The organism is Cylindrospermopsis raciborskii Cr2010 (assembly GCF_003367075.2).
Taxonomy (GTDB): domain Bacteria; phylum Cyanobacteriota; class Cyanobacteriia; order Cyanobacteriales; family Nostocaceae; genus Raphidiopsis; species Raphidiopsis raciborskii.
Genome location: NZ_CP065936.1, coordinates 1562391 through 1587065, shown reverse-complemented (window position 1 = coordinate 1587065; position 24675 = coordinate 1562391). Strand labels below are relative to the sequence as shown.

Here is a 24675-nt window from a genome sequence, read left to right as displayed (position 1 = left end):
TGTTAGTACATGAACATTGCCAAACGTGCTTATCATGCTGCCATCAAATTAGGTACAACTAAAGGTGCGGAACGGAGTCGCGCCGTTTTGGCAATGGCCAGGGCACTAAAATGCTCCTTTGATGATATTCTGGAAGCCAATACCCTTGATTTGGAAGCAAGTAGGGAAATGGCAGTTCCAGAATTAATCCTGGACTGGCTTAAACTTACCCCTAGTCGCTTGCAAGCAACCGTGGATCTGCTGGAGCGATTGGGGGAACTATCCGATCCCCTACGACGGGTGAGAACTGCTGATTATCAACAGGAAGATTCTCAAAGTTATACCCAACTTATGCCCTTGGGTGTAATTGGTTTTATTTATGAGGCTTTACCGGAATTAGGGGCCATTGCCGCCGGTTTTTGTCTGAAAACTGGTAATAGCCTTATTCTCAAGGGAAGTACGGAAGCTAGTCATTCCAATAGAGCGATCGCAGAAATTCTCCAAACGGCGATTTTAGATGCGGGTCTCCCTAGTGGTTGTGTAGAATTAATTACAGCAGAACATGGCACTTCTATCAGGGATTTAGTGACTCAGGAAGACTATTTAAGTTTGGTTATTCCTTATGGACGTTCCAGCTTGATTCAACAAGTAGTTAGACAAGCAACCTGTCCCATATTAAAATCAGCTATGGGGAATTGTTACCTTTACTGGTCTTTAAATGGGAGCTTAGAAATGGTACGATGGATGGTCTTGGATAGTCATGAAAGCGAACCGGATCCAGTAAATGCTATTGAAAAGGTTTTAGTCCACCGTCAGTCCTTACCATCCTCCCTATCTGCACTGTGGAACAGTCTAAAAGACAGGGGTTTTCAACTCAAGGGAGATGGCGAACTAGTACAAGCTTTTCCCCAACTGCAATTGGTTCAAGATGAGGAATGGGGAACTCCATATTTAAATAAGACCATCGCTTTCAAATTGGTAGATACCCTAGATAGTGCGATCGCCTGGATTAATCAATATAGTAGTAGTCACGCGGATGCTATAGCCACAGAGTCTTACCAAGAAAGCAGACAATTTGCCTTAGGTGTTAACAGTGCATCCACATATATCAATGCTTCTCCTCGATTTGCTCGTAATTCTTCCAGGGGAGATGCGGTGTTTTTGGGAATGTCAAATCAAAGAGGTCAAAGGAGAGGTTTCATTAGTTTAGAAACTTTGACCACTGTGAAACATATTATTCAGGGGAATGGGAGATTTTAGAGTAGGAGGGCCATCCCCTCCTACTATTTTACATGTACGAATCTAAAGGTAAACAAGAACAAACAAAATTGCGATCGCCAAAAGCGGCGTCTATCCTACCTACACTCGGCCAAAACTTAAATTGACGAGTCCAGTCCGTAGGGTAAGCAGCTTGTTCGCGGGAGTAACAGTGGTTCCAATCACCAACAATCAAACTTTGTATAGTGTGGGGGGCGTTTTTCAAGGGATTATCTTCCGGATTCATAATACCAGACTCGAGGTGCAAAATTTCCTGACGAATGGCAATTAGTGCATCACAAAAACGGTCCAACTCAGCTTTCGACTCACTTTCCGTAGGTTCAACCATGATTGTTCCTGCTACAGGCCAAGAGACCGTAGGAGCGTGAAAACCATAGTCCATGAGACGTTTAGCAATATCATCCACCTCAATGTTTGCTGATTTTTTTACTCCTCGCAGGTCTAAAATACATTCATGGGCGACAAAACCATGTTTACCCTTATATAAAACAGGGTAAAAAGATTCCAATCGCTTGGCAATGTAATTAGCATTCAAAATAGCGATTTTGGTTGCTTGAGTTAGGCCATCTGCACCCATCATAGCTATATACATCCAGGAAATAACCAAGATACTGGCACTTCCCCAGGGTGCAGCAGAAACCGCACCGTGGTCACTATCTAATTTAACCACAGAATGACCTGGTAGAAACTCCACCAGATGGGGAGCAACACCAATGGGACCCATTCCTGGACCACCACCACCATGGGGAATACAAAAGGTTTTGTGTAGGTTCAAATGACAAACATCCGCACCCAAATCACCGGGACGACAAATACCCACCTGGGCATTCATATTAGCTCCATCCATATACACCTGTCCACCATGTTGGTGAACTAGGGCACAGATTTCCTGTATAGTTTCTTCAAACACCCCATGGGTTGATGGATAGGTAATCATTAAAGCGGCCAGCTCACGACTATGTTTTTGTACCTTGGTGCTTAAATCTCCCAAATCGATATTACCACATTCATCACAAGCGACAGCTACCACCTTCATACCACACATAACTGCACTTGCGGGATTTGTGCCATGAGCAGATTGGGGAATTAAACAGATATTGCGGTGTCCTTCTTGTCTGCTTTGATGATATTCACGAATGACTAATAGTCCTGCGTATTCTCCCTGAGAACCAGCATTAGGTTGTAAAGATATAGACGCAAAACCGGTGATTTCTGCTAACCATGTTGCCAATTGTTGAAAGAGGATTTGATAACCTCTAGTTTGGGTAATTGGTGCAAAGGGGTGAATTTTGCTAAATTCCGCCCAACTAACAGGAATCATCTCCGAAGTAGCATTTAACTTCATAGTACAGGAACCTAAGGCAATCATAGAAGTTGTCAATGATAAATCCTTAGTTTCCAACTGATGTAAATACCGCAGTAATTCAGTTTCAGAATGGTGACTATTAAATATGGGGTGGGTAAGATAGGGACTAGTGCGAATTTGACCCAGATAGGAATTAGTTTCCCTAATTTCTTCAACTTTGAAGGGGAAACCATACCCATCCCCTATTCCATTAGCAAAAGCGAAAATCTGCCACAAATCTATCACATCTGTAAAACCTGTGGTTTCATCCAGGGAAATTCCTATATCCCCATCATCAAAAATCCGCAAATTGATGTTTCTCTCATCTGCAGCTATCAGGAGTGTTTCCAAACTCCTATTTCCTAACCCCACACGCAGGGTGTCAAAGAAGTTCCTATTCAGGACTTCATAACCCAATTTTTCCAGTCCTGCTGCTAAATCCTTAGTCAGTTGATGAATATTTTCTGCAATCTTTTTCAGTCCATTGGGACCATGATAAACTGCGTACATACTCGCCATTACCGCTAAAAGTACCTGAGCTGTACAAATATTGCTAGTAGCCTTATCGCGACGAATATGTTGTTCACGGGTTTGTAAAGCCAAACGATAGGCCAGCTTACCGTGAACATCTTTAGACACCCCCACAATTCGCCCTGGAACTGACCGTTTATACTCCTCCTTAGTAGCAAAATAAGCCGCATGAGGTCCACCAAAACCCAAAGGAATACCGAATCTCTGGGTACTTCCTATGGCAATATCCGCTCCCAATTCTCCTGGTGGTGTCAATAAGGTCAAACTCAATGGATCTGCTGCTATGGTCACCAATGCACCCTGAGCATGGGACTGGGCTATAAACTGGCGATAATCGTGAACTTTACCATCTGTTCCAGGATATTGGAGAATAGCACCAAAAATTGGCTCAGCAAAATCAAAGGTTTGATGATCTCCAATAATGATTTTAATTCCCAAAGGTTTAGCTCGGGTTTGGAGCACATCAATGGTTTGAGGGTGACAGGTGCTGGAAACAAAATAGTTAGAGGATTTGTTTTTGCACACACCATAACTCATGCTCATGGCTTCTGCTGCTGCTGTTGCTTCATCTAATAGAGAAGCATTAGCAATTTCCAATCCAGTTAAATCAATGATCATGGTTTGGAAGTTTAATAGTGCTTCCAAACGTCCCTGGGCAATTTCTGGTTGGTAAGGAGTGTATGCTGTATACCAACCAGGATTTTCTAAGATGTTCCTTTGAATCACTGGGGGAGTAATACAGTCATAATACCCCATACCAATGTAAGAGCGGTAGATTTGATTTTTATTGGCTATTTGTTTGAGTTTAGCCAGTGCTGTATGTTCAGGTTGTGCAGCTGGTAGGTTCAACTCCTGAAAAAAGCGAATTGAGCTGGGTACTGTTTGCTCAATTAATTCCTCTAAGCTAGATAGACCCAAGGAGTTTAGCATCTCCTGGATATCACCTGCTTTCGGTCCAATGTGTCTACTGACAAACTCTCCCAGTGGAGGGGTAGTTTCAGTCAAAATCTGACGATAAGTGGGATTGGCTACCACAAATTATGCTCCCAATGCTATGGTTTAATATATTCTAATGATTTTGAAATATTAGGGAAGAGGGAGGTTCATTTTCTTCTGAGCATGTCAATTGATTTTCTACTAATAAATCATCATGAGCGAACTGGAGCGTTATTACACACTATTAGACTTAGAGCCTGGTGCAACCATAGAAGAGATTAACCAAGCTTACAAAGATTTAGTTTTTGTTTGGCATCCTGATCGCCTACCTAAGGATAATCACCGCTTACAGAAAAAAGCCCATGATAAGATCAAGGCCTTAAATCAAGCACGGGAAAAATTACGCTCCTTTCAAGACCAGTCTCAACCTGGACATAATTCTGAGCCACCTACATCCAAAAAGTCCCCTTACCCACCACCACAGACTAACTATTACCGACCAAATCAACACCCTCCCCAAAATCCCGATCTCAGTGGTAGAGATTTTAGCCATGCTAACCTCAGCAATAAGGACCTATCAGGTAGAAATCTTAGCTATGCCAATTTAAGTGGATCTAATCTTAGTGATACTTTTATGCACAAGGTTAATCTTAGAGGTGCAAATCTATCAGGAGCTAATTTATTCCGAGCCAACTTACTATTGGCAGATTTAAGAGAGGCAAACTTACGTTCAGCCAATTTAATAGGTGCAGATCTCAGCGGTGCAGATCTGCGAGGTGCTGACCTAACTGGTGCTAGAATGCGCTCAGGGGAGCGTCTCCTGGTCAAGCTAGTGGGTGCAAACCTTACAGGAGCCATTATGCCTGATGGTGCAATTTATGGTTAAATAGAAAAGAGTATCCTGTATAACGGAAATTGTGCTTTTCATTTACATATCATGCTAAATCCTATTCCTAAAAAGTATCAGCCACAGGTAGTAAAAATAAGCACGCTGCCAGTAACCGCAAGGTTGGCATGAGTAAGGTTAAGTATTTTTTTGGTGTGTAAATGATTATGAATGTAGCAATTATTGGTTGTGGGTATGTTGGTTATGCGGTTGCTAAGTTTTGGCGGCAAAATCCGAGTTTTAGGGTTACTTTAACTACTACCAGTGAGCATAAAGTCTCAACCCTACAAGAAGTAGCAGATGCAGTTGAAGTCACTATGGGTGATGACCAAGTCGTTTTAAATAGGGTTTTAAAAAATCAAGATGTGGTTCTATTAGCTGTAGGTGCTAAAAGTAGTAGCAGTTATGAAAAAACCTATTTGGAAACTGCTAAAACAGTAACCTCTTTAATAAAATACCATCCTAAAATTAAACAATTAATTTACACAAGTAGTTATGCGATTTATGGTGATAGAAACGGTGTGTGGGTAGATGAGGAGACACCACCAGCTCCACCCAATTTGAACAGTCAGATTCTTGGCAAAACCGAGGAAATTTTACTAGCAGCAGCAACGGAGAATCTGCGCGTTTGTATTTTGCGGTTAGGGGGAATTTATGGACCAGGAAGAGAATTAATTAAAATATTTAGCAGAACAGCTGGCACAACCCGTGAGGGAAATGGCGAGGAAATCACCAACTGGGTACATTTGGATGATATTGTGAGAGTTGTAGAATTTGCCCGTTGGCAACGGTTACAAGGGATTTATAATTTAGTAGACGACAGTCATTTTACTAGTCGAGAACTCATTGATGGTGTTTTAAAAACTCATAATTTGCCCAATGTAATATGGGATGCTACCAACAAAAGTACTCGTCAGTATAATACCTGGGTTTCTAACCAAAAACTCAAGGATGCGGGTTATCAATTTATTCATCCCCATATTGTTTTATAAAATACGACTATGATATTAGAACTCATAAAAGAACCAATACAAGTAATAGGCGGTGGACTTGCAGGCACAGAAGCAGCATGGCAAATAGCTCAAGCAGGAGTACCCGTGATTCTACACGAAATGCGTCCCCAACGCTTTAGTCCCGCCCATCATACGGAAAACTTAGCTGAACTAGTGTGTAGTAATTCCTTTGGAGCTATGGCAAGCGATCGCGCAGCTGGGTTACTGCATGAAGAACTGCGACAACTTGACTCTATAGTTATTAGTAAAGCGGATGAACATGCAGTACCAGCGGGTGGTGCTTTAGCGGTAGACAGGGGAAAATTTGGAGAGGATCTCACCCAGACCTTAGCCAATCACCCTTTGATTGATTTACGACGAGGGGAGGTAAAGGAAGTTCCTGCGGGGATAGTGGTTTTAGCCTCAGGACCACTAACCAGTCCCCAATTATCCGCTGATATTCAACAATTCACGGGATTAGAATATCTCAACTTCTTTGATGCTGCTAGTCCCATAATAGTAGGGGATTCCATTAATAGGGATATTGCCTTTATGGCTTCCCGTTATGACAAAGGTGAGGCGGCCTATTTAAATTGTCCCATGAGTAAACAGCAGTATTTAGAATTTCGGGAAGCACTTTGCCAAGCGGAACAAACAGAATTAAAGGACTTTGAAAGAGAGACGGCGAAGTTTTTTGAAGCCTGTTTACCCATAGAAGAAATGGCACAAAGAGGGGAGGACACCATGCGATATGGTCCCCTGAAACCGGTGGGTTTAACAGATGAAAGAACTGGAGAGCGTAACTACGCAGTAGTACAGTTACGACAAGAAGATAAAGCTGGCCAACTATGGAATATGGTAGGGTTTCAAACCAATTTACGTTGGGGGGAGCAAAAACGGGTGTTTAGAATGATTCCCGGTTTGGAAAACGCCGAGTTTGTTAGATTGGGAGTAATGCACCGGAACACTTTTTTAAACGCGCCCCAGTTAGTTTTACCGACCCTGCAATTTAAACAACGACATACCCTACTAGCAGCAGGACAACTAATTGGTACGGAGGGTTATACCGCTGCATCTGCTGGTGGTTGGCTAGCAGGGACTAATGCGGCAAGAATTGCCCTAGGGAAGGAACCTCTCACCCTACCGAACACCACAATGATGGGATCTTTATTTGAGTTTATTAGTGGTGCAGCGCCCAAGCATTTTCAACCCATGCCACCCAATTTTGGCATAGTTCCAGATTTGGGCGTTAAAATCAAGAGCAAACCAGAAAAATACGGGCGTTATCGAGATAGATCATTAGCGGATTTAGATGAGTGGAAGTCCCAATATTTTTCTTCCTTGAGTGGGAATCTTAACAATTCTTAATAAATTATTGGTGAAATAATTCCAGCTAACCAGTAAAACCGTGTTACAATGGCATTATACTTTTGGGAGTATGAGGGCGCGTGGCTCAGTGGATAGAGCAACAGATTCCGGTTCTGTGGGTCGGGGGTTCAAATCCCTCCGCGCTCGCTTAATGTAAATTGCCAGATTATTTGTCCGCGATAAAAACCTATGAAAAAGGCTTGAATACAATCCAAGCCTTTTATATATACCAGGTGTTTACCATATATCGATAAGTCTACGTTCTATTTTCTGCTATTTCATCTATCCAATGGAAGTGTACAAACTTAGTTTTTCAACATATAGCCATACAATGTCTATCAACTAAGTTTATAGCGTTTTGGCTAAAGCTATACTTTAGGAAGATGAGATTATATTTTTATCAATCTAAATTAATAAGCATGGTAAACACTTGGTATATATCTAGGCTTGGTCAACAACCAAGCCTTTTCATTATGATATATAATTGGCATTGTAGCACATAATCTAACCGCAAGACCCTTTCCTAAGCATTCTTCCTCGATCTATAATGTGGTCGTTTTCAAACCACAAATACTATAAGTATGATAGGTAAGTTAATTGTCTTTGAGGGAGTGGAAGGATCAGGTAAAACCACTCAAATGCAAATGTTGGCGCAGTGGTTACAAACCCTGGGAATTTCTTTTTTGCTAACTCGCGAACCAGGAGGAACACACCTGGGACAAAATTTAAGAAAGTTGCTGCTGGAAACATTTTACGAGCAACCACTGGACGAAATGGCAGAGCTGCTATTATATACAGCAGACCGTTCACAACATGTTAGCAGTATTATTAAACCAAACTTAGCAACCGGGAAATATATTCTGTGCGATCGCTATACAAATTCCACTGTTGCTTATCAGGGGTATGGTAGGGGGTTAAACATGATTATAATTGACCAACTTAATCAGATTGCTACTGGAGGTTTAGAAAGTGACCTAACCATTTGGTTAGATATAGATGTAGAGATAGGACTAAGTCGTAAACGTGGTCAAGCAGAACTGGATAGAATGGAGCAAGAAACAATAGAATTTCACCATCGTGTGCAAGAGGGATATAATAAAATAGCTAAAAACCATCCATCGAAGATAATTCGGGTAGATGGTAATCGGGAACCGGAATTAGTCCAGGAAAACATCAGGAAAATTTTAATTGACAATTTGTTTGTAAAATCGTTGGTGAACACTACTGCTTAGACACCATTCCATTTTCATGTTTGAAGAACTGATAGGACAGCAACAAGCCATAGAACTATTAACTGCATCCGTGAAACAAAACCGTATTGCACCAGCTTACTTATTTGCGGGGAAGGATGGGGTAGGGAGAAGTTTAGCAGCAACGTGTTTTATCCAACTACTGTTTGCTGGTTCTAGAGATGGTGAAGAATTGTCCGTTTTAAAAAACCGTGTTAGTCAAAGAAATCACCCAGACTTATTCTGGGTAGAACCCACCTATCAATATCAAGGAGAAAGACTAACCGCAGCACAAGCAGCAGAAAAAAAGGTTAAGCGTAAAGCACCACCGGTAATTAGATTGGAGCAAATTAGGGAAATCTCTCAATTTTTATCCCGTCCTCCCTTAGAGTCTGTACGTAGCGTGGTAGTAATAGAGCAAGCAGAGGCTATGGCTGAATCTGCTGCTAATGCTCTACTAAAAACTTTAGAGGAACCAGGAAGAGCAACTTTAATTTTAATTGCACCTAGTCCGGAATCTATTCTACCCACATTGGTTTCCCGGTGTCAAAAAATTCCCTTTTATAGGTTAGACAGTAGTAGTTTAACTCAGGTGTTAACCAGAACAGGAAACCTAGAGATTTTAGAACACCCAGAAATCTTAAACCTAGCTGCGGGGAGTCCGGGAAGTGCTATTTTGGCTCACCAACAACTACAAAGCATTAATAGCGAATTACTCCAGGAAGTAAAAAAATTGCCCACCTCATACTTACACGCCTTGGAATTGGGTAAAAGAATTGATCGGGAGCTAGACACGGAAGGACAGCTATGGTTAATTGAATACTTACAACAGTATTATTGGCAAAAAACACATAAACCACAGATTATTCAAGAATTAGAAAAGACTCGAAAAAACTTGTTGTGCTACGCTCAACCGCGACTGGTTTGGGAATGTACATTTTTAGCAATTTTGCGAGTATAGACCTTTTTTTGCGATGTGTCATGGATCCATCTATAGAAAGCTACCAAAACTATACTTTACCAAGCAAAGCAATAATTCTTAAATGTAAAATAGTAGACATCAAAATATTTTCTTTGTATTTCATAATAGCTACATCCAGTGAAGTTGAATATCATGGCTATCTACCATTTTGTCAAACTTTTAGTTTTGACCGAGTTATGATGGGTTAGCGTAACCCATAAGGTATTTTTAAAAAAATTAGAGGACAAAAAGTTACGCAATACCGCAATATAAGGGTGTCCAATAATTATGACTTGTAACCACAAAATGCTGAAAAATCACTAGGGAATCAATCTAAAAGTAACGCTAGATGAACAGAATAAAAGCACAAGAATATGAAAATCTGGTAGTGACTGATGAATATAGCTCAGCGAAAATTGGTGCCAGCTGTAAATACTGGACGAGCATCTAACTAAAGAGGAGAAATTAATGTTTGAGTATTTAACCTCATTGAACGACCACAATTTACCCTATCCAGATCCACTCCATCCGATTGTGGTTCACTTCGTAATTGCCATGATATTATTTGCATTTTTTTGTGATGCAGTTGGCTTTTTCACAGGAAAAACCAGATTTTATGAAGTGGGATTTTGGAACTTGTTTGTAGCTACAGTTTCTATTTTCATAGCAATTATTTTCGGTCAGTTTGAAGCTGGTTTAGCCAAACCCTACAATATTGTGAAATCAGTTTTAAACTACCATACCCTAATTGGTTGGTCACTGTCAGGAATTTTAGCTGCAATCACAGCTTGGCGTTATGTACTGCGTGCGCGTAATCCACAAAAATTGCCGGTGCACTATTTAGCTGTGGGATTACTGGTGACCATACTAGTAGGTTTTCAAGTATATCTAGGTGATGAACTGGTATGGGTTTATGGCATTCATACAGTACCAGTTGTGGAAGCAGTAAAGGATGGAATCTTGAAATGAATTCAGAACTAATTGATCAAGTAAGTGCTCAAATGGGAGCCAACGGATTACCCTACACAATCCCCATTCATCCAAATCTAGTTCACCTAACTTTAGGACTGTTTATCATTGGAGTTATTTTCGATTTAGTAGCTGTTCTATTTCCTATAGACCACTTCTTGTTTAAATCTCTGGGTTTAACTGTCAACCGAGCTCAATTATTTGAAGTTGGTTGGTACAACATGGTAGCTTCATCTGTAATTACATTTTTTACAGTTGCTGCGGGTTTTTATGAAATGTTATTAGCCACTCCACCGGTGAACCTCAAGAGTTCTTGGGGAATGCAAGCTATGGAAACCATGATGTGGCATGGTGTAGGTGGTGTTTTCTTATTAGCCTTAATGGTAGGAATGACCTTTTGGAGAGGATGGCAACGTTATATAACCTATAAAGATGCCGATATGCAGGTAGGTTGGAGTTATATTTTTGCCGGAGTTTTGATCATGGTAATTATGTACGCGCATGGAACTCTAGGAGCCCAATTAGCAGCAGAATTTGGTGTACATAATACGGCAGATAATTTGTTGAGAATGGGAGAGGATGTCAACAGTGTATTGGGGAAATAGTTAACCTATTCTATTTGCCTATTGCCCATTTTCTCTTAGTAAATTCACCCAGACATAACTATGAATATCCGGTTAATTGTGAATATTTTTCTTGTGATGACTCTAGGAATATTCATCACCTTCCTGAGCATCTTTATTGGTAAACAATCCTATTCTTGGTTACCACCGCAAGCTGCAGCTGAATCACATTTGATAGATAATCTATTCAGTTTTTTAGTAACCATAGGAGCCTTTATTTTTCTGGGGGTTACAGCAGCAATTTTATATTCTGTCCTATTCCATAGAGCCAGAATCTATGACTTTACTGATGGTCCACATATCGAAGGAAATATTACCCTAGAAATTATTTGGACTGCTATTCCCATCATGTTAGTCCTATGGATAGCAACCTACAGTTATCAAGTTTATGAAACTATAGGAATCCAGGGACCTGGTCACTTATTACACTTACATAATCCTCTTCCTATCCAACTTAGCTTAGGAAAAAAAGAGCAAGAACCAACCGCAACAAGTTTAGATAAACCTCTGGAAAACATAGATGTAGTTGCTAAACAATGGGCTTGGATATTTAGCTATCCTCAACAGGGTATTACTAGTACGGAACTGCATTTACCCAGCAATCAACGTGTACATTTAGCACTGCAATCAGAAGATGTACTCCATGGTTTTTATATTCCAGCATTTCGAGTTAAACAGGATATTGTTCCTGGTAAAACTATAGACTTTGAATTTACCCCAACTCTCATTGGTAAATATAGTCTTACCGACTCTCAATATAGTGGTACTTACTTTGCGACTATGGAAGCAAAAGTAATAGTCCAAGCACCAGAAGATTATGAAAACTGGTTAAAGAAAGCAGCTAGTCAAAGTCCTACAGCTGCTCCCAATCAAGCAGCTACAGAATATGCTCAGACCCACAATAAAAACATCCAACTGGGTTGGAAAACTGTTCCACCTGCTGCACCTCCAGTGGTCAATTTCGTGGGTGATAGTCATCTTTAAGTTCAGCTAATATCCAATTTGTAAAATGTAACATCTAAAATCATGACTAACATATTACTTAATCTTGGTGGTGAATCAAATCATCACCCAACACCAACTCACTGGAAAACCTATTTCACCTTTAGTACAGACCATAAAGTCATAGGTATTCAATATCTAGTAACTTCCTTTATTTTCTTTCTTGTCGGTGGAATTTTCGCTATGATTTTGCGGGGAGAACTAGTTACTCCCGAATCTGACTTAATAGATCGCACGGTTTATAATGGGATGTTTACCATGCACGGAACAGTGATGCTGTTCCTATGGACATTCCCCTCCCTTGTAGGTCTAGCAAACTATCTCGTACCCATCATGATTGGTGCGAGGGATATGGCATTTCCCCGTCTCAATGCAGCTGCTTTTTGGATGGTTCCTGTGGTGGGAATTTTACTCATGTCCAGCTTTGCAGTTCCCGGTGGACCTGCTCAAGCTGGTTGGTGGGCCTATCCCCCAGTCAGTTTACAAAATCCTACTGGCAATTTAATTAATGGTCAAGTTCTTTGGTTATTAGCTGTAGCTATTTCCGGTGTTTCCTCAATTATGGGCGCAGTGAACTTTGTCACCACCATTGTCAAAATGCGTGCCCCAGGAATGGGGTTTTTTAAAATGCCTTTGTTTGTTTGGGCAGTTTTTAGTGCTCAAATTATTCAATTATTTGGACTCCCTGCTTTGACAGCTGGAGCATTAATGTTATTGTTTGATTTAACAGTGGGAACGGGATTTTTTAATCCTATTAATGGTGGTAATCCAGTTATGTTTCAACATTATTTCTGGTTTTACTCCCATCCTGCAGTTTATGTGATTATTCTCCCAATATTTGGTATTTTTTCAGAAATCTTTCCTGTTTATTCCCGCAAGCCATTATTTGGATATAAGGTAGTGGCTATTTCTTCCATGTTAATTGCGGTGGTTAGTGCTATTGTTTGGGTACACCACATGTATGTGAGTGGAACTCCTGGTTGGATGCGGTTATTGTTCATGCTGACTACTATGTTTGTCTCCGTTCCTACGGGAATTAAGGTATTTGCTTGGGTAGGAACGATTTGGGGAGGCAAAATTAAATTAACCACTCCTATGTTGTTTGCGCTGGGTGGTTTAATCATGTTTGTTTTTGCTGGGATTACTGGGATTATGCTCTCGTCGGTTCCCATTGATGTTCATGTGAATAATACCTATTTTGTAGTGGGACATTTCCATTATGTACTATATGGAACGGTAACTATGGGAATGTATGCTGCTATTTATCATTGGTTCCCCAAAATGACTGGAAGAATGTTTAATGAGGGTTGGGGAAGGGTGCATTTTTGGTTGGCATTTATTGGTACAAATTTAAACTTTTTACCTATGCATCCTCTGGGTTTGCAGGGGATGTTAAGAAGAGTTGCTTCCTATGCACCAGAGTACACGTTTTGGAATATTTTGGCTAGTCTGGGAGCATTTCTGTTAGGAATGTCCACTTTACCATTTATTTTCAACATTTTAGTTTCTTGGTTAGACGGTGAGAAAGCTCCACCTAATCCTTGGCGAGCTATAGGTTTAGAATGGCTCATTTCTTCACCTCCATCGGTAGAAAATTTTGAAGAAATTCCTATCATTATTAGTGAACCATACGGTTATGGTAAGTCGGAACCATTAACCGCTAATCTGGAGAATTCTACCATGGAAATGGTTGAGTAAATATCACCTCACCTGAAAGGGGCGAAAACGCCTCTTTCTTTTCTTGAAAAAACCTATTTCTATAACCATTATCTAAGGAGAACTATCATGGAAAGCTCGCTCAACAATCCTATTCAATCTCAACATGGTCATGATGAAGAAGGCAGTAAAATGTTTGGTTTTATTGTTTTTCTACTTTCGGAAAGTGTCATATTTCTCAGTTTTTTTGCTGGTTATATCGTCTATAAAACTACCAATTCCAATTGGCTTCCTGCTGGGGTGGAAGGACTGGAAATAGTAAGTCCCACAATTAACACAATTATTCTGGTTTCTAGTAGTTTTGTAATTTATTTGGCTGAAAGACGTTTACAAAAACATGATTTACCTGGATTTCGATTATACTTATTAGCCACAATCGCTATGGGTACTTATTTCTTATATGGTCAATATGTGGAGTGGAGTCAACTGGAATTTGGCTTTACTTCCGGTACATTCGGCGGTATGTTTTATTTATTAACGGGATTTCATGGGTTACATGTTCTCACAGGTATTCTATTGCAGTTGATAATTCTCATGCGCTCTTTTCTTCCTGGCAATTACGATCATGGTCACTTTGGGGTAAACTCAACCTCTTTGTTTTGGCACTTTGTTGATGTTATTTGGATTATTCTGTTTGTACTTATCTACGTTTGGCATTAAGCCATTCTTATTCCCTCCTCGACGCTACCTAAGTGGGTGGGTGGAATTAAATCTAAGATGAACGTAGGTTGGGTTGAAGTATGAAACTCAACGCCCCCATGGGTCTCGCGACCCATCCTACAAATAATTGTGCCTCCCTACTTAATGTGGTCTTTTTTCAACCACCAATATTTGATATTCGGATCGACAATCCCCTTTATAAGAGTGATCGCATTTCCCAACCCCTCCTAATATTTCACCAACCCTAATATGTATTACGCGCCAGAAAATTTTCCATTGGGGGGTTGACTACTTGACTTGACAATGATATATTTTCATTATGGGAATCTGTGTGCCCATATAAGGTCTTTTTTCAACCACCAATATTTGATATTCGGATCGACAACCCCATTCATAAAGGCGATCGCATTTCCCAACCCCTCCTAATATTTCACCAACCCTGTATTACGCGCCAGAAAATTTTGCATTGGGGGGTTGACTAATTGACTTGACAATGATATATTTTCACCATGGGAATCTGTGTCCGCATATAAGGTCTTTTTTCAACCACCAATATTTGATATTCGGATCGACAACCCCCTTCATAAAGGCGATCGCATTTCCCAACCCTCCTAATATTCCATCAACCCTAATATGTATTACGCGCCAGAAAATTTTCCATTGGGGGGTTGACTAATTGACTTGACAATGATATATTTTCATCATGGAAATCTGTGTCCGCATATAAGGTCTTTTTTCAACCACCAATATTTGATATTCGGATCGACAACCCCATTCATAAAGGCGATCGCGTTTTCTAACCTCCCCTCAAATATTCCACGAACCCTGTATTACGCGCCAGAAAATTTTCCATTGGGGGGTTGACTACTTGACTTGACAATGATATATTTTCATCATGGGAATCCGTGTCCGCATATAAGGTCTTTTTTCAACCACCAATATTTGATATTCGGATAGACAACCCCCTTCATAAAGGCGATCGCATTTCCCAACCCCTCCTAATATTTCATCAACATCTCATATTCCTGGATAGACAACCCCATTCATAAGGGCGATCGCATTTCCCAACCCTCCTAATATTCCATCAACCCTAATATGTATTACGCGCCAGAAAATTTTCCATTGGGGGGTTGACTACTTGACTTGACAATGATATATTTTCATCATGGGAATCTGTGTCCGCATATAAGGTCTTTTTTCAACCACCAATATTTGATATTCGGATCGACAACCCCATTCATAAAGGCGATCGCATTTCCCAACCCTCCTAATATTCCATCAACCCTGTATTACGCGCCAGAAAATTTTCCATTGGGGGGTTGACTACTTGACTTGACAATGATATATTTTCATCATGGGAATCTGTGTGCCCATATAAGGTCTTTTTTCAACCACCAATATTTGATATTCGGATCGACAATCCCGTTCATAAGAGCGATCGCATTTCCCAACCCTCCTAATATTCCATCAACCCTGTATTACGCGCCAGAAAATTTTCCATTAGGGGGTTGACCACTTGACTTGACAATGATATATTTTCACCATGGGAATCTGTGTCCGCATATAAGGTCTTTTTTCAACCACCAATATTTGATATTCGGATAGACAACCCCCTTCATAAAGGCGATCGCATTTCCCAACCCCTCCTAATATTTCACCAACCCTAATATGTATTACGCGCCAGAAAATTTTCCATTGGGGGGTTGACTGCTTGACTTGACAATGATATATTTTCATCATGGGAATCTGTGTCCGCATATAAGGTCTTTTTTCAACCATCAATATTTGATATTCGGATCGACAACCCCATTCATAAAGGCGATCGCATTTTTTAGTCCCCTCTCCTAATATTCCATCAACATCTCATATTCCTGGATAGACAATCCCGTTCATAAGAGCGATCGCATTTCCCAACCCCTCCTAATATTTCACCAACCCTAATATGTATTACGCGCCAGAAAATTTTCCATTGGGGGGTTGACTGCTTGACTTGACAATGATATATTTTCATCATGGGAATCTGTGTGCCCATATAAGGTCTTTTTTCAACCACCAATATTTAATATTCGGATCGACAATCCCCTTCATAAGGGCGATCGCATTTTTTAGTCCCCTCTCCGAATATTCCATCAACATCTCATATTCCTGGATAGACAATCCCGTTCATAAGAGCGATCGCATTTCCCAACCCCTCCTAATATTTCACCAACCCTAATATGTATTACGCGCCAGAAAATTTTCCATTGGGGGGTTGACTGCTTGACTTGACAATGATATATTTTCATCGCGGGAATCCGTGTCCGCATATAAGGTCTTTTTTCAACCACCAATATTTGATATTCGGATCGACAATCCCCTTCATAAGGGCGATCGCATTTTTTAGTCCCCTCTCCGAATATTCCATCAACATCTCATATTCCTGGATAGACAATCCCGTTCATAAGAGCGATCGCATTTCCCAACCCCTCCTAATATTTCACCAACCCTAATATGTATTACGCGCCAGAAAATTTTCCATTGGGGGGTTGACTACTTGACTTGACAATGATATATTTTCATCATGGGAATCTGTGTCCGCATATAAGGTCTTTTTTCAACCACCAATATTTGATATTCGGATCGACAACCCCCTTCATAAAGGCGATCGCATTTCCCAACCCTCCTATTCCATCAACCCTGTATTACGCGCCGGAAAATTTTCCATTGGGGGGTTGACTAATTGACTTGACAATGATATATTTTCATCATGAGAATCTGTGTCCGCATATAAGGTCTTTTTTCAACCACCAATATTTGATATTCGGATCGACAACCCCCTTCATAAGGGCGATCGCATTTCCCAACCCTCCTAATATTCCATCAACCCTGTATTACGCGCCAGAAAATTTTCCATTAGGGGGTTGACCACTTGACTTGACAATGATATATTTTCACCATGGGAATCTGTGTCCGCATATAAGGTCTTTTTTCAACCACCAATATTTGATATTCGGATAGACAACCCCCTTCATAAAGGCGATCGCATTTCCCAACCCTCCTAATATTCCATCAACCCTAATATGTATTACGCGCCAGAAAATTTTCCATTGGGGGGTTGACTACTTGACTTGACAATGATATATTTTCATCATGGGAATCTGTGTCCGCATATAAGGTCTTTTTTCAACCACCAATATTTGATATTCGGATCGACAACCCCCTTCATAAAGGCGATCGCATTTCCCAACCCTCCTAATATTCCATCAACATCTCATATTCCTGGATAGACAATCCCGTTCATAAGAGCGATCGCATTTCCCAACCCTCCTAATATTCCATCAACCCTAATATGTATTACGCACCAGAAAATTTTCCATTGGGGGGTTGACTACTTGACTTGACAATGATATATTTTCATCATGGGAATCTGTGTCCGCATATAAGGTCTTTTTTCAACCACCAATATTTGATATTCGGATAGACAACCTCATTCATAAGAGCGATCGCATTTTCTAACCTCCCCTTGAATATTCCACCAACCCTATTAGAATATAATATGAATATGCTTTTGCAGTAAAAACATGAGAACAGAGCAAATAAGAGTTAGGGGTACTGTTCAGGGTGTAGGTTTTCGTCCCACGGTTTACCGCTTGGCTAAAAATGCTGGTTTAAAAGGAGATGTATGTAATGATGGGGATGGAGTTTTAATCCGGATTGTAGGGAGTGAGGAAAAGATAACTGCTTTTGTGCAGCAACTGTATGACCACTGTCCACCCCTAGCTCAAATTCATGAACTAATCAGGAGTCCACTTTCTGGGTCTAATGATTTCCATGGTGATGAACTCAAAGAATTTATCATTTCTCCCAGTATGGAAACACCAGTGAAAACGGAAATTGTTCCCGATGCTGCAACCTGTGATGAATGTCAAAAGGAAATTTTTGATCCCTTTAGTCGTTATTTCCGCTACCCCTTTACTAACTGTACCCATTGTGGACCACGGTTAAGTATTATGCAGGCCATTCCCTACGATAGAAATAATACTAGCATGGTAGATTTTCCTATGTGTGGAGAATGTAACCAGGAATATGAAGATGTGAATAATAGACGTTTCCACGCTCAACCCGTAGCTTGTTTTCGTTGTGGTCCCCGCGCATGGTTAGAACGTGCTGATGGTCAACCTATCACTGGGGATATGTTTTCTATGTTGGATGAGGTTGATGCAGTTTGTACTTTATTACAAAAAGGTGAAATCGTTGCTATTAAAGGGTTAGGCGGTTTCCATTTAGCTTGTGATGCTACCCAAGAAACTGTAGTTGAAAAATTACGACAGCGAAAAAAACGTTATCATAAACCTTTTGCTTTAATGGCTAGAGATATCAATATAATATCTCAATATTGTCAGATTTCTGATTTAGAAAAAGATTTATTAACTAGTCCTGCTGCACCAATTGTTTTATTAAAAATTAATCCCCAAAATAACTTGCCACCTAACTCAGTCAAATCCCAAATAGGGAATCCCATAGCCAGGGCGATCGCACCTGGTCAAAACACTCTGGGTTTTATGTTGCCCTATACTCCTTTACATCATTTAATTCTCAGGAGAATGAATGTTCCCATAGTTCTGACCAGTGGTAATATTGCCGATGAACCTCAATGTATTGATAATTCAGATGCTAAAAAAAAGTTAGCTCCAATAGCTGATTATTTTTTATTACATAATCGAGATATTATTAACCGAGTAGATGATTCAGTAGTGAGAGTAGTTAATCAAAAAATCCAAATTCTCAGACGCGCTAGGGGATATGCACCAGCACCGATTATTTTACCACAAGGTCTTGAAAAGACACCACCTATTTTAGCCATGGGTGGGGAATTGAAAAACACCTTTTGTTTATTGAGAGCAGGTGAGGCTATTTTATCACAACATTTAGGAGATTTAGAAAATGCCTCCGCTTTTGCTACCTATCAAGAAACCCTAAATTTATATCTCAATTTATTCGCCCATAAACCAGCAATTATTGCCATTGATAAACATCCGGAATATTTATCATCAAAACTGGGTAGACAATTAGCAGTCAGTAATGAAATCCAACTTTATGAAATTCCACATCATCATGCTCACATTGCAGCTTGTCTAGCGGAAAACAAAATACCTTTAAATAGCCAGCCAGTATTAGGTGTAGCTTTTGATGGTTTAGGATATGGAGAAGATGGTAATTTCTGGGGAGGAGAATTTTTCCTGGCTGATTATTCTAATTACCAAAGACTGGCTACCTTTAAACCAGTACCTATGATAGGGGGAAAACAATCTATTTATCAACCCTGGAGAAATACTTATGCTCACCTCAATAGTGCTTTAAATTGGCAAGAGGTTCAAGAACAATATCCATCTCTAGAAATTGTGCAGTTTCTACAAAAACAACCTTTGAAATTGCTAGATCAAATGGTGGAAAAAAATATTAACTCACCCCTTGTATCATCTGTTGGTAGGTTATTTGATGCGGTAGCAGCAGCAATTGGCATTTGTCGAGAAGAATGTACCTACGAGGGACAAGCAGCTATAGAAATGGAGTCCTGTATTAGTCCTGAAATACTAAATGATATATCCAGTTATCCATCACATCAAAATATTGAAAAGTTAGATGGAATGTACTATGTAAACACAGCTTCTATATGGAAAGGAATCTTAGAGGATATAAACCAACAAGTTGGAATAGGGGAAATAGCTGCCAAGTTTCACCTAACTCTAGCCCATTTGATTATAGAAACAGTTAAACAATTGAGTCAAGAATATAAAACTAATCAAGTAGCACTAACCGGGGGAGTATTTCAAAACCGAATTCTTTTGCAGCAAACAACTAAATTACTGCAAAATATGGGCATGGAAGTTTTTACCCATAGTAAAGTACCTCCAAATGATGGAGGAATATCTCTGGGACAAGCTATGATTGTTGCAGCTAGATGTGGGCAAAATGCCTAACTAAGCGTTCCGACCCAAGAATCAATCTAAATTATAGCTCACAATTATGCCTAAATACTTTAATACTGCTGGACCCTGTAAATCCGAAATCCACTATATGCTCTCTCCCACAGCTCGACTACCGGATTTGAAAGCACTAATTGACGGAGAAAACTACTTTATAATTCACGCGCCGCGACAAGTCGGCAAAACTACAGCTATGATAGCCTTAGCACGAGAATTGACTGATAGTGGAAAATATACCGCAGTTATGCTTTCCGTTGAAGTGGGATCAGTATTCTCCCATAATCCCCAGCAAGCGGAGCAGGTTATTTTAGAAGAATGGAAACAGGCAATCAAATTTTATTTACCCAAAGAACTACAACCATCCTATTGGCCAGAGCGTGAAACAGACTCAGGAATAGGCAAAACTTTAAGTGAGTGGTCCGCACAATCTCCAAGACCTCTTGTAATCTTTTTAGATGAAATCGATTCCCTAACAGATGAAGCTTTAATCCTAATTTTAAGACAATTACGCTCAGGTTTTCCCCGTCGTCCTCGGGGATTTCCCCATTCGGTGGGGTTAATTGGTATGCGGGATGTGCGGGACTATAAGGTTAAATCTGGTGGAAGTGAACGACTGAATACGTCAAGTCCTTTCAATATCAAAGCGGAATCCTTGACTTTAAGTAATTTCACTCTGTCAGAGGTGGAAGAACTTTACTTACAACATACGCAAGCTACAGGACAAATTTTTACCCCGGAAGCAATTAAACAAGCATTTTATTTAACCGATGGGCAACCATGGTTAGTAAACGCCCTAGCTCGTCAAGCCACTCAGGTGTTAGTGAAAGATATTACTCAACCCATTACCGCTGAAGTAATTAACCAAGCCAAAGAAGTTCTGATTCAGCGCCAGGATACCCATTTGGATAGTTTGGCAGAGCGCTTACGGGAAGATCGGGTCAAAGCCATTATTCAACCCATGTTAGCTGGATCGGACTTACCAGATACCCCAGAGGATGATCGCCGTTTCTTGCTAGATTTAGGCTTGGTAAAGCGCAGTCCCTTGGGAGGACTAACCATTGCCAATCCCATTTACCAGGAGGTGATTCCTCGTGTTTTGTCCCAGGGTAGTCAGGATAGTCTACCCCAGATTCAACCTACTTGGTTAAATACTGATAATACTTTAAATCCTGACAAACTCTTAAATGCTTTCCTAGAGTTTTGGCGACAACATGGGGAACCATTACTCAAAAGTGCGCCTTATCATGAAATTGCTCCCCATTTAGTTTTGATGGCGTTTTTACATCGGGTAGTGAATGGTGGTGGCACTTTAGAACGGGAATATGCCGTTGGTTCTGGAAGAATGGATATTTGTTTACGCTATGGCAAGGTAGTGATGGGCATAGAGTTAAAGGTTTGGAGGGGAAAATCGGATCCGTTAACGAAGGGTTTGACCCAATTGGATAAGTATCTGGGTGGGTTAGGATTAGATAGAGGTTGGTTAGTAATTTTTGATCACCGTCCGGGATTACCACCCATGGGTGAGAGGATTAGTATGGAACAGGCCATTAGTCGAGAGGGAAGAACCATTACAGTGATTCGTAGCTAGAGCGGTAGATATCAGATGATTGAACCTCAATTATTGTGCAACGCCACATTTTCTTTCCAAAGATGTATGTTAAACTCTAGTAAACTCTAATTAGGTCGAGAAAAAGATATGTGTTTAGGAATACCTGGACAAATAATAGAAATCAGCAATCCAGAACATAAACTAGCAATAGTTAAGGTTGGAGGAGTTAAGCGTCAAATCAATATAGCATGTATTGTTGATGAGGAACACCCACCCGAAAAATGTCTCGGAGATTGGGTGTTAGTTCATGTGGGTTTTGCTATGAACAGAATTAATGAACAGGAAGCAGCAGAAACCTTAGCCCTTTTACAGGAAATTGCTAACAGTTATGGTGATACTAAAGACCTGCAAAGGAGCGATTTATAACACCTTGGTAAAATTATGAAATATGTAGATGAATTCCGTAACCCCGAAAAAGCTCAAGGTTTACAAAAAGAAATTGCACAACTGAGTCTTCAAATCTCAAGAAATTCCCACAAAAACAAACACCTGAAAATAATGGAAGTGTGTGGTGGTCACACCCATGCGATTTTTAAATATGGCATTGAGGAAATATTACCAGATAATATTGAACTGATTCATGGACCTGGATGTCCGGTATGTGTCATGCCAAAAGGTAGAGTAGATGATGCGATCGCCCTTTGCCAAAACCAGCAGATTATTTTCACTACTTTTGGGGATGCTATGAGGGTTCCAGGGTCTAAAACCAGCTTGTTACAAGCAAAAGCTGAGGGAGCAGATATTAGAATGGTCTATTCTCCTCTGGATAGTTTAAAGATTGCCAAGGAAAACCCTGAAAAAGAGATAGTATTTTTTGGTTTAGGATTTGAAACCACTGCTCCTAGCACTGCATTTACCATATTACAAGCAGCAGCAGAAAACATTAGAAACTTTAGTTTATTTTCCAATCATGTATTAGTTATACCAGCATTGGAAGCATTATTAGCAAATCCAGATTTACAACTAGATGGTTTTGTTGGTCCAGGTCATGTAAGCATGGTTATTGGAACAGATCCATATGAGTTTATTCCCGAAAGATATCATAAACCGATTGTCATTTCTGGATTTGAACCATTGGATATTTTCCAATCTATATGGATGTTATTAAAACAAATAGAAGAAAATCGGTGTGAAGTAGAAAACCAATATAATCGGTTAGTTGAGAAAGGGGGAAATCAAAATGCCATTCAAGCCATGAATCAGGTTTTTACAGTTCGCGAGAAATTTGAATGGCGGGGGTTGGGAGAAATTCCTAATTCTGGTTTGAAAATACGTCCCGAATATGCTCAATTTGATGCAGAAGCCAAATTTACTATTCCCAATTTGAAAGTGCCCGATCATAAAGCCTGTCAATGTGGAGAAATTCTTAAAGGAGTTTTAAAACCTTGGGAATGTAAAGTATTTGGCACAGCTTGCACACCAGAAACACCCATAGGAACTTGTATGGTTTCCTCTGAAGGTGCTTGTGCAGCATATTATAAATATGGCAGATTATCAGCTCTTATATAGCAATTGTATGGCAATAGATAAAAATCAGAAAAATCAAAATCCCCTATTTCAAAAAATAGCACAGGTAGGTCGTCGCTCCCATCAAGTTAAAGATAGCCATATTAACCTATCCCATGGTAGTGGTGGTAAAGCTATGAGCGATTTAATTCATGATGTATTTGTGAAAAATTTCCATAATGAGATTTTATCACAATTAGAAGATCAGGCAAGTTTTGATTTATCAACCCTGGGAAAACTGGGAGATAGATTAGCATTTACCACCGATTCTTACGTGGTAGATCCCTTGTTTTTCCCCGGTGGCAATATTGGTGATTTAGCTGTTAATGGCACAATTAATGATCTGGCAGTTGGGGGTGCTAAACCCCTATATTTAAGTTGTAGCATGATCTTAGAAGAGGGTTTGCCATTAGAAACATTAAGAAAAGTAGTGGGGAGTATGCAACATGCTGCTCAAAAAGCGGGAGTGCAAATAGTTACAGGAGACACCAAGGTAGTGCATCGTGGTTCTGCGGATAAATTATTTATTAATACTGCTGGGATAGGGATAATACCCCAGGGAATTAAAATTTCACCTCGCCATATTCAACCGGGGGATATGGTAATTATTAATGGAGAAATAGGGAATCATGGTGCGGCAATTTTAATAGCTAGAGGAGAATTAGAATTAGAAACAGATATAGAAAGCGACAGTCAACCATTGCATGAACTGGTAGCTGAAATTATCAAGGTCTGTCCTGATATTCATGCTATGAGAGATGTAACTAGGGGAGGTTTGGCGACAGTATTAAACGAATTTGCCCAAACAGCAAATCTAGGGATAAAAATCAATGAACAGACCATTCCCATTAGAGAGGAGGTGACTGGAATGTGTGAAATACTTGGTTTAGATCCATTGTATTTAGCCAACGAAGGTAAAATAGTGGTTGTTGTTCCCCAGGAGCAAGCAGAACTGGTATTATCCACCATGCAAGATCATCCCTTGGGAAAACAAGCAGCAATTATTGGACAAGTAGTTGACCAACTACCTGGAATAGTTTTTTTAAAAACTGTTTTTGGTGCAGAAAGAATGGTGGATATGTTGGTGGGAGAGCAGCTACCGAGAATATGTTAATCTAA

The 24675-nt window shown here is 40.1% G+C and carries 17 protein-coding genes and 1 tRNA gene; 17 read left to right on the top strand and 1 reads right to left on the bottom strand.

Going from position 1 to position 24675, the window contains the following annotated elements:
* Positions 1-9: 9 nt before the first annotated feature.
* Positions 10-1239, top strand: a complete 1230-nt coding sequence (locus C6N34_RS07190; RefSeq protein WP_115539244.1) for a glutamate-5-semialdehyde dehydrogenase — start codon at positions 10-12, stop codon at positions 1237-1239.
* Between the two features lie 28 nt (positions 1240-1267).
* On the opposite strand, the gene gcvP is transcribed toward C6N34_RS07190, so the two are convergent.
* On the bottom strand, positions 1268-4168 hold the full coding sequence (gcvP, locus tag C6N34_RS07185) for an aminomethyl-transferring glycine dehydrogenase (protein WP_115539245.1): 2901 nt from the start codon (positions 4166-4168) through the stop codon (positions 1268-1270).
* A gap of 115 nt (positions 4169-4283) precedes the next feature.
* On the opposite strand from gcvP, the gene C6N34_RS07180 reads away from it, so the two are divergent.
* The 16 genes from C6N34_RS07180 (at position 4284) to hypE (ending at position 24670) form a co-directional block, all read left to right on the top strand.
* Complete coding sequence (locus C6N34_RS07180) at positions 4284-4955, top strand: pentapeptide repeat-containing protein (protein ID WP_057176842.1); 672 nt, start codon at positions 4284-4286, stop codon at positions 4953-4955.
* 167 nt (positions 4956-5122) lie between these two features.
* A complete protein-coding gene (locus C6N34_RS07175) occupies positions 5123-5947 on the top strand; it encodes an SDR family oxidoreductase (RefSeq protein ID WP_115539256.1) in 825 nt (274 codons plus the stop codon).
* Positions 5948-5956: 9 nt separating this feature from the next.
* Positions 5957-7315, top strand: a complete 1359-nt coding sequence (trmFO, locus tag C6N34_RS07170) for an FADH(2)-oxidizing methylenetetrahydrofolate--tRNA-(uracil(54)-C(5))-methyltransferase TrmFO (RefSeq protein WP_006279048.1) — start codon at positions 5957-5959, stop codon at positions 7313-7315.
* Positions 7316-7389: 74 nt separating this feature from the next.
* Positions 7390-7462 (top strand) — tRNA-Arg (locus C6N34_RS07165).
* Positions 7463-7896: 434 nt separating this feature from the next.
* Positions 7897-8547, top strand: a complete 651-nt coding sequence (tmk, locus tag C6N34_RS07160) for a dTMP kinase (protein ID WP_006279047.1) — start codon at positions 7897-7899, stop codon at positions 8545-8547.
* Between the two features lie 16 nt (positions 8548-8563).
* Positions 8564-9505 (top strand): DNA polymerase III subunit delta', encoded by a 942-nt coding sequence (gene holB, locus C6N34_RS07155; protein WP_115539246.1) that lies wholly within the window; start codon positions 8564-8566, stop codon positions 9503-9505.
* Positions 9506-9973: 468 nt separating this feature from the next.
* Positions 9974-10474: a DUF2231 domain-containing protein gene (locus tag C6N34_RS07150; protein WP_006279045.1), complete on the top strand. Its 501-nt coding sequence runs from the start codon at positions 9974-9976 to the stop codon at positions 10472-10474.
* Positions 10471-11079 carry a DUF2231 domain-containing protein gene (locus tag C6N34_RS07145; protein ID WP_057176840.1) on the top strand — a complete coding sequence of 203 codons (609 nt, stop codon included), beginning with the start codon at positions 10471-10473 and terminating at the stop codon, positions 11077-11079. Before C6N34_RS07150 ends, C6N34_RS07145 begins: the two co-directional genes overlap by 4 nt.
* Before the next feature lie 60 nt (positions 11080-11139).
* Positions 11140-12081 (top strand): cytochrome c oxidase subunit II, encoded by a 942-nt coding sequence (locus C6N34_RS07140; protein ID WP_057176839.1) that lies wholly within the window; start codon positions 11140-11142, stop codon positions 12079-12081.
* Between the two features lie 42 nt (positions 12082-12123).
* Positions 12124-13797, top strand: a complete 1674-nt coding sequence (locus tag C6N34_RS07135; protein ID WP_115539247.1) for a cytochrome c oxidase subunit I — start codon at positions 12124-12126, stop codon at positions 13795-13797.
* Positions 13798-13884: 87 nt separating this feature from the next.
* Complete coding sequence (locus tag C6N34_RS07130) at positions 13885-14475, top strand: cytochrome c oxidase subunit 3 (protein ID WP_057176837.1); 591 nt, start codon at positions 13885-13887, stop codon at positions 14473-14475.
* 3560 nt (positions 14476-18035) lie between these two features.
* Positions 18036-20435: a carbamoyltransferase HypF gene (hypF, locus tag C6N34_RS07125; RefSeq protein ID WP_115539248.1), complete on the top strand. Its 2400-nt coding sequence runs from the start codon at positions 18036-18038 to the stop codon at positions 20433-20435.
* Positions 20436-20481: 46 nt separating this feature from the next.
* Positions 20482-22029, top strand: a complete 1548-nt coding sequence (locus C6N34_RS07120) for an ATP-binding protein (protein ID WP_057177074.1) — start codon at positions 20482-20484, stop codon at positions 22027-22029.
* A 108-nt stretch (positions 22030-22137) separates the two neighbouring features.
* Complete coding sequence (locus C6N34_RS07115; RefSeq protein WP_057177073.1) at positions 22138-22416, top strand: HypC/HybG/HupF family hydrogenase formation chaperone; 279 nt, start codon at positions 22138-22140, stop codon at positions 22414-22416.
* Between the two features lie 15 nt (positions 22417-22431).
* Positions 22432-23559 (top strand): hydrogenase formation protein HypD, encoded by a 1128-nt coding sequence (hypD, locus tag C6N34_RS07110; RefSeq protein ID WP_006276834.1) that lies wholly within the window; start codon positions 22432-22434, stop codon positions 23557-23559.
* A 7-nt stretch (positions 23560-23566) separates the two neighbouring features.
* On the top strand, positions 23567-24670 hold the full coding sequence (gene hypE, locus C6N34_RS07105; protein ID WP_115539257.1) for a hydrogenase expression/formation protein HypE: 1104 nt from the start codon (positions 23567-23569) through the stop codon (positions 24668-24670).
* Positions 24671-24675: the final 5 nt, after the last annotated feature.

Bases quoted from the DNA above. Each gene is read 5' to 3' on its own strand.
- C6N34_RS07135 (WP_115539247.1), top strand. From the start codon at position 12,124: ATGACTAACATATTACTTAATCTTGGTGGTGAATCAAATCATCACCCA.
- C6N34_RS07115 (WP_057177073.1), top strand. From the start codon at position 22,138: ATGTGTTTAGGAATACCTGGACAAATAATAGAAATCAGCAATCCAGAA.
- C6N34_RS07175 (WP_115539256.1), top strand. From the start codon at position 5,123: ATGAATGTAGCAATTATTGGTTGTGGGTATGTTGGTTATGCGGTTGCT.
- hypE (WP_115539257.1), top strand. From the start codon at position 23,567: ATGGCAATAGATAAAAATCAGAAAAATCAAAATCCCCTATTTCAAAAA.
- C6N34_RS07145 (WP_057176840.1), top strand. From the start codon at position 10,471: ATGAATTCAGAACTAATTGATCAAGTAAGTGCTCAAATGGGAGCCAAC.
- hypF (WP_115539248.1), top strand. From the start codon at position 18,036: ATGAGAACAGAGCAAATAAGAGTTAGGGGTACTGTTCAGGGTGTAGGT.
- holB (WP_115539246.1), top strand. From the start codon at position 8,564: ATGTTTGAAGAACTGATAGGACAGCAACAAGCCATAGAACTATTAACT.
- C6N34_RS07180 (WP_057176842.1), top strand. From the start codon at position 4,284: ATGAGCGAACTGGAGCGTTATTACACACTATTAGACTTAGAGCCTGGT.
- trmFO (WP_006279048.1), top strand. From the start codon at position 5,957: ATGATATTAGAACTCATAAAAGAACCAATACAAGTAATAGGCGGTGGA.
- tmk (WP_006279047.1), top strand. From the start codon at position 7,897: ATGATAGGTAAGTTAATTGTCTTTGAGGGAGTGGAAGGATCAGGTAAA.
- hypD (WP_006276834.1), top strand. From the start codon at position 22,432: ATGAAATATGTAGATGAATTCCGTAACCCCGAAAAAGCTCAAGGTTTA.
- C6N34_RS07130 (WP_057176837.1), top strand. From the start codon at position 13,885: ATGGAAAGCTCGCTCAACAATCCTATTCAATCTCAACATGGTCATGAT.
- C6N34_RS07120 (WP_057177074.1), top strand. From the start codon at position 20,482: ATGCCTAAATACTTTAATACTGCTGGACCCTGTAAATCCGAAATCCAC.
- C6N34_RS07190 (WP_115539244.1), top strand. From the start codon at position 10: ATGAACATTGCCAAACGTGCTTATCATGCTGCCATCAAATTAGGTACA.
- C6N34_RS07150 (WP_006279045.1), top strand. From the start codon at position 9,974: ATGTTTGAGTATTTAACCTCATTGAACGACCACAATTTACCCTATCCA.
- C6N34_RS07140 (WP_057176839.1), top strand. From the start codon at position 11,140: ATGAATATCCGGTTAATTGTGAATATTTTTCTTGTGATGACTCTAGGA.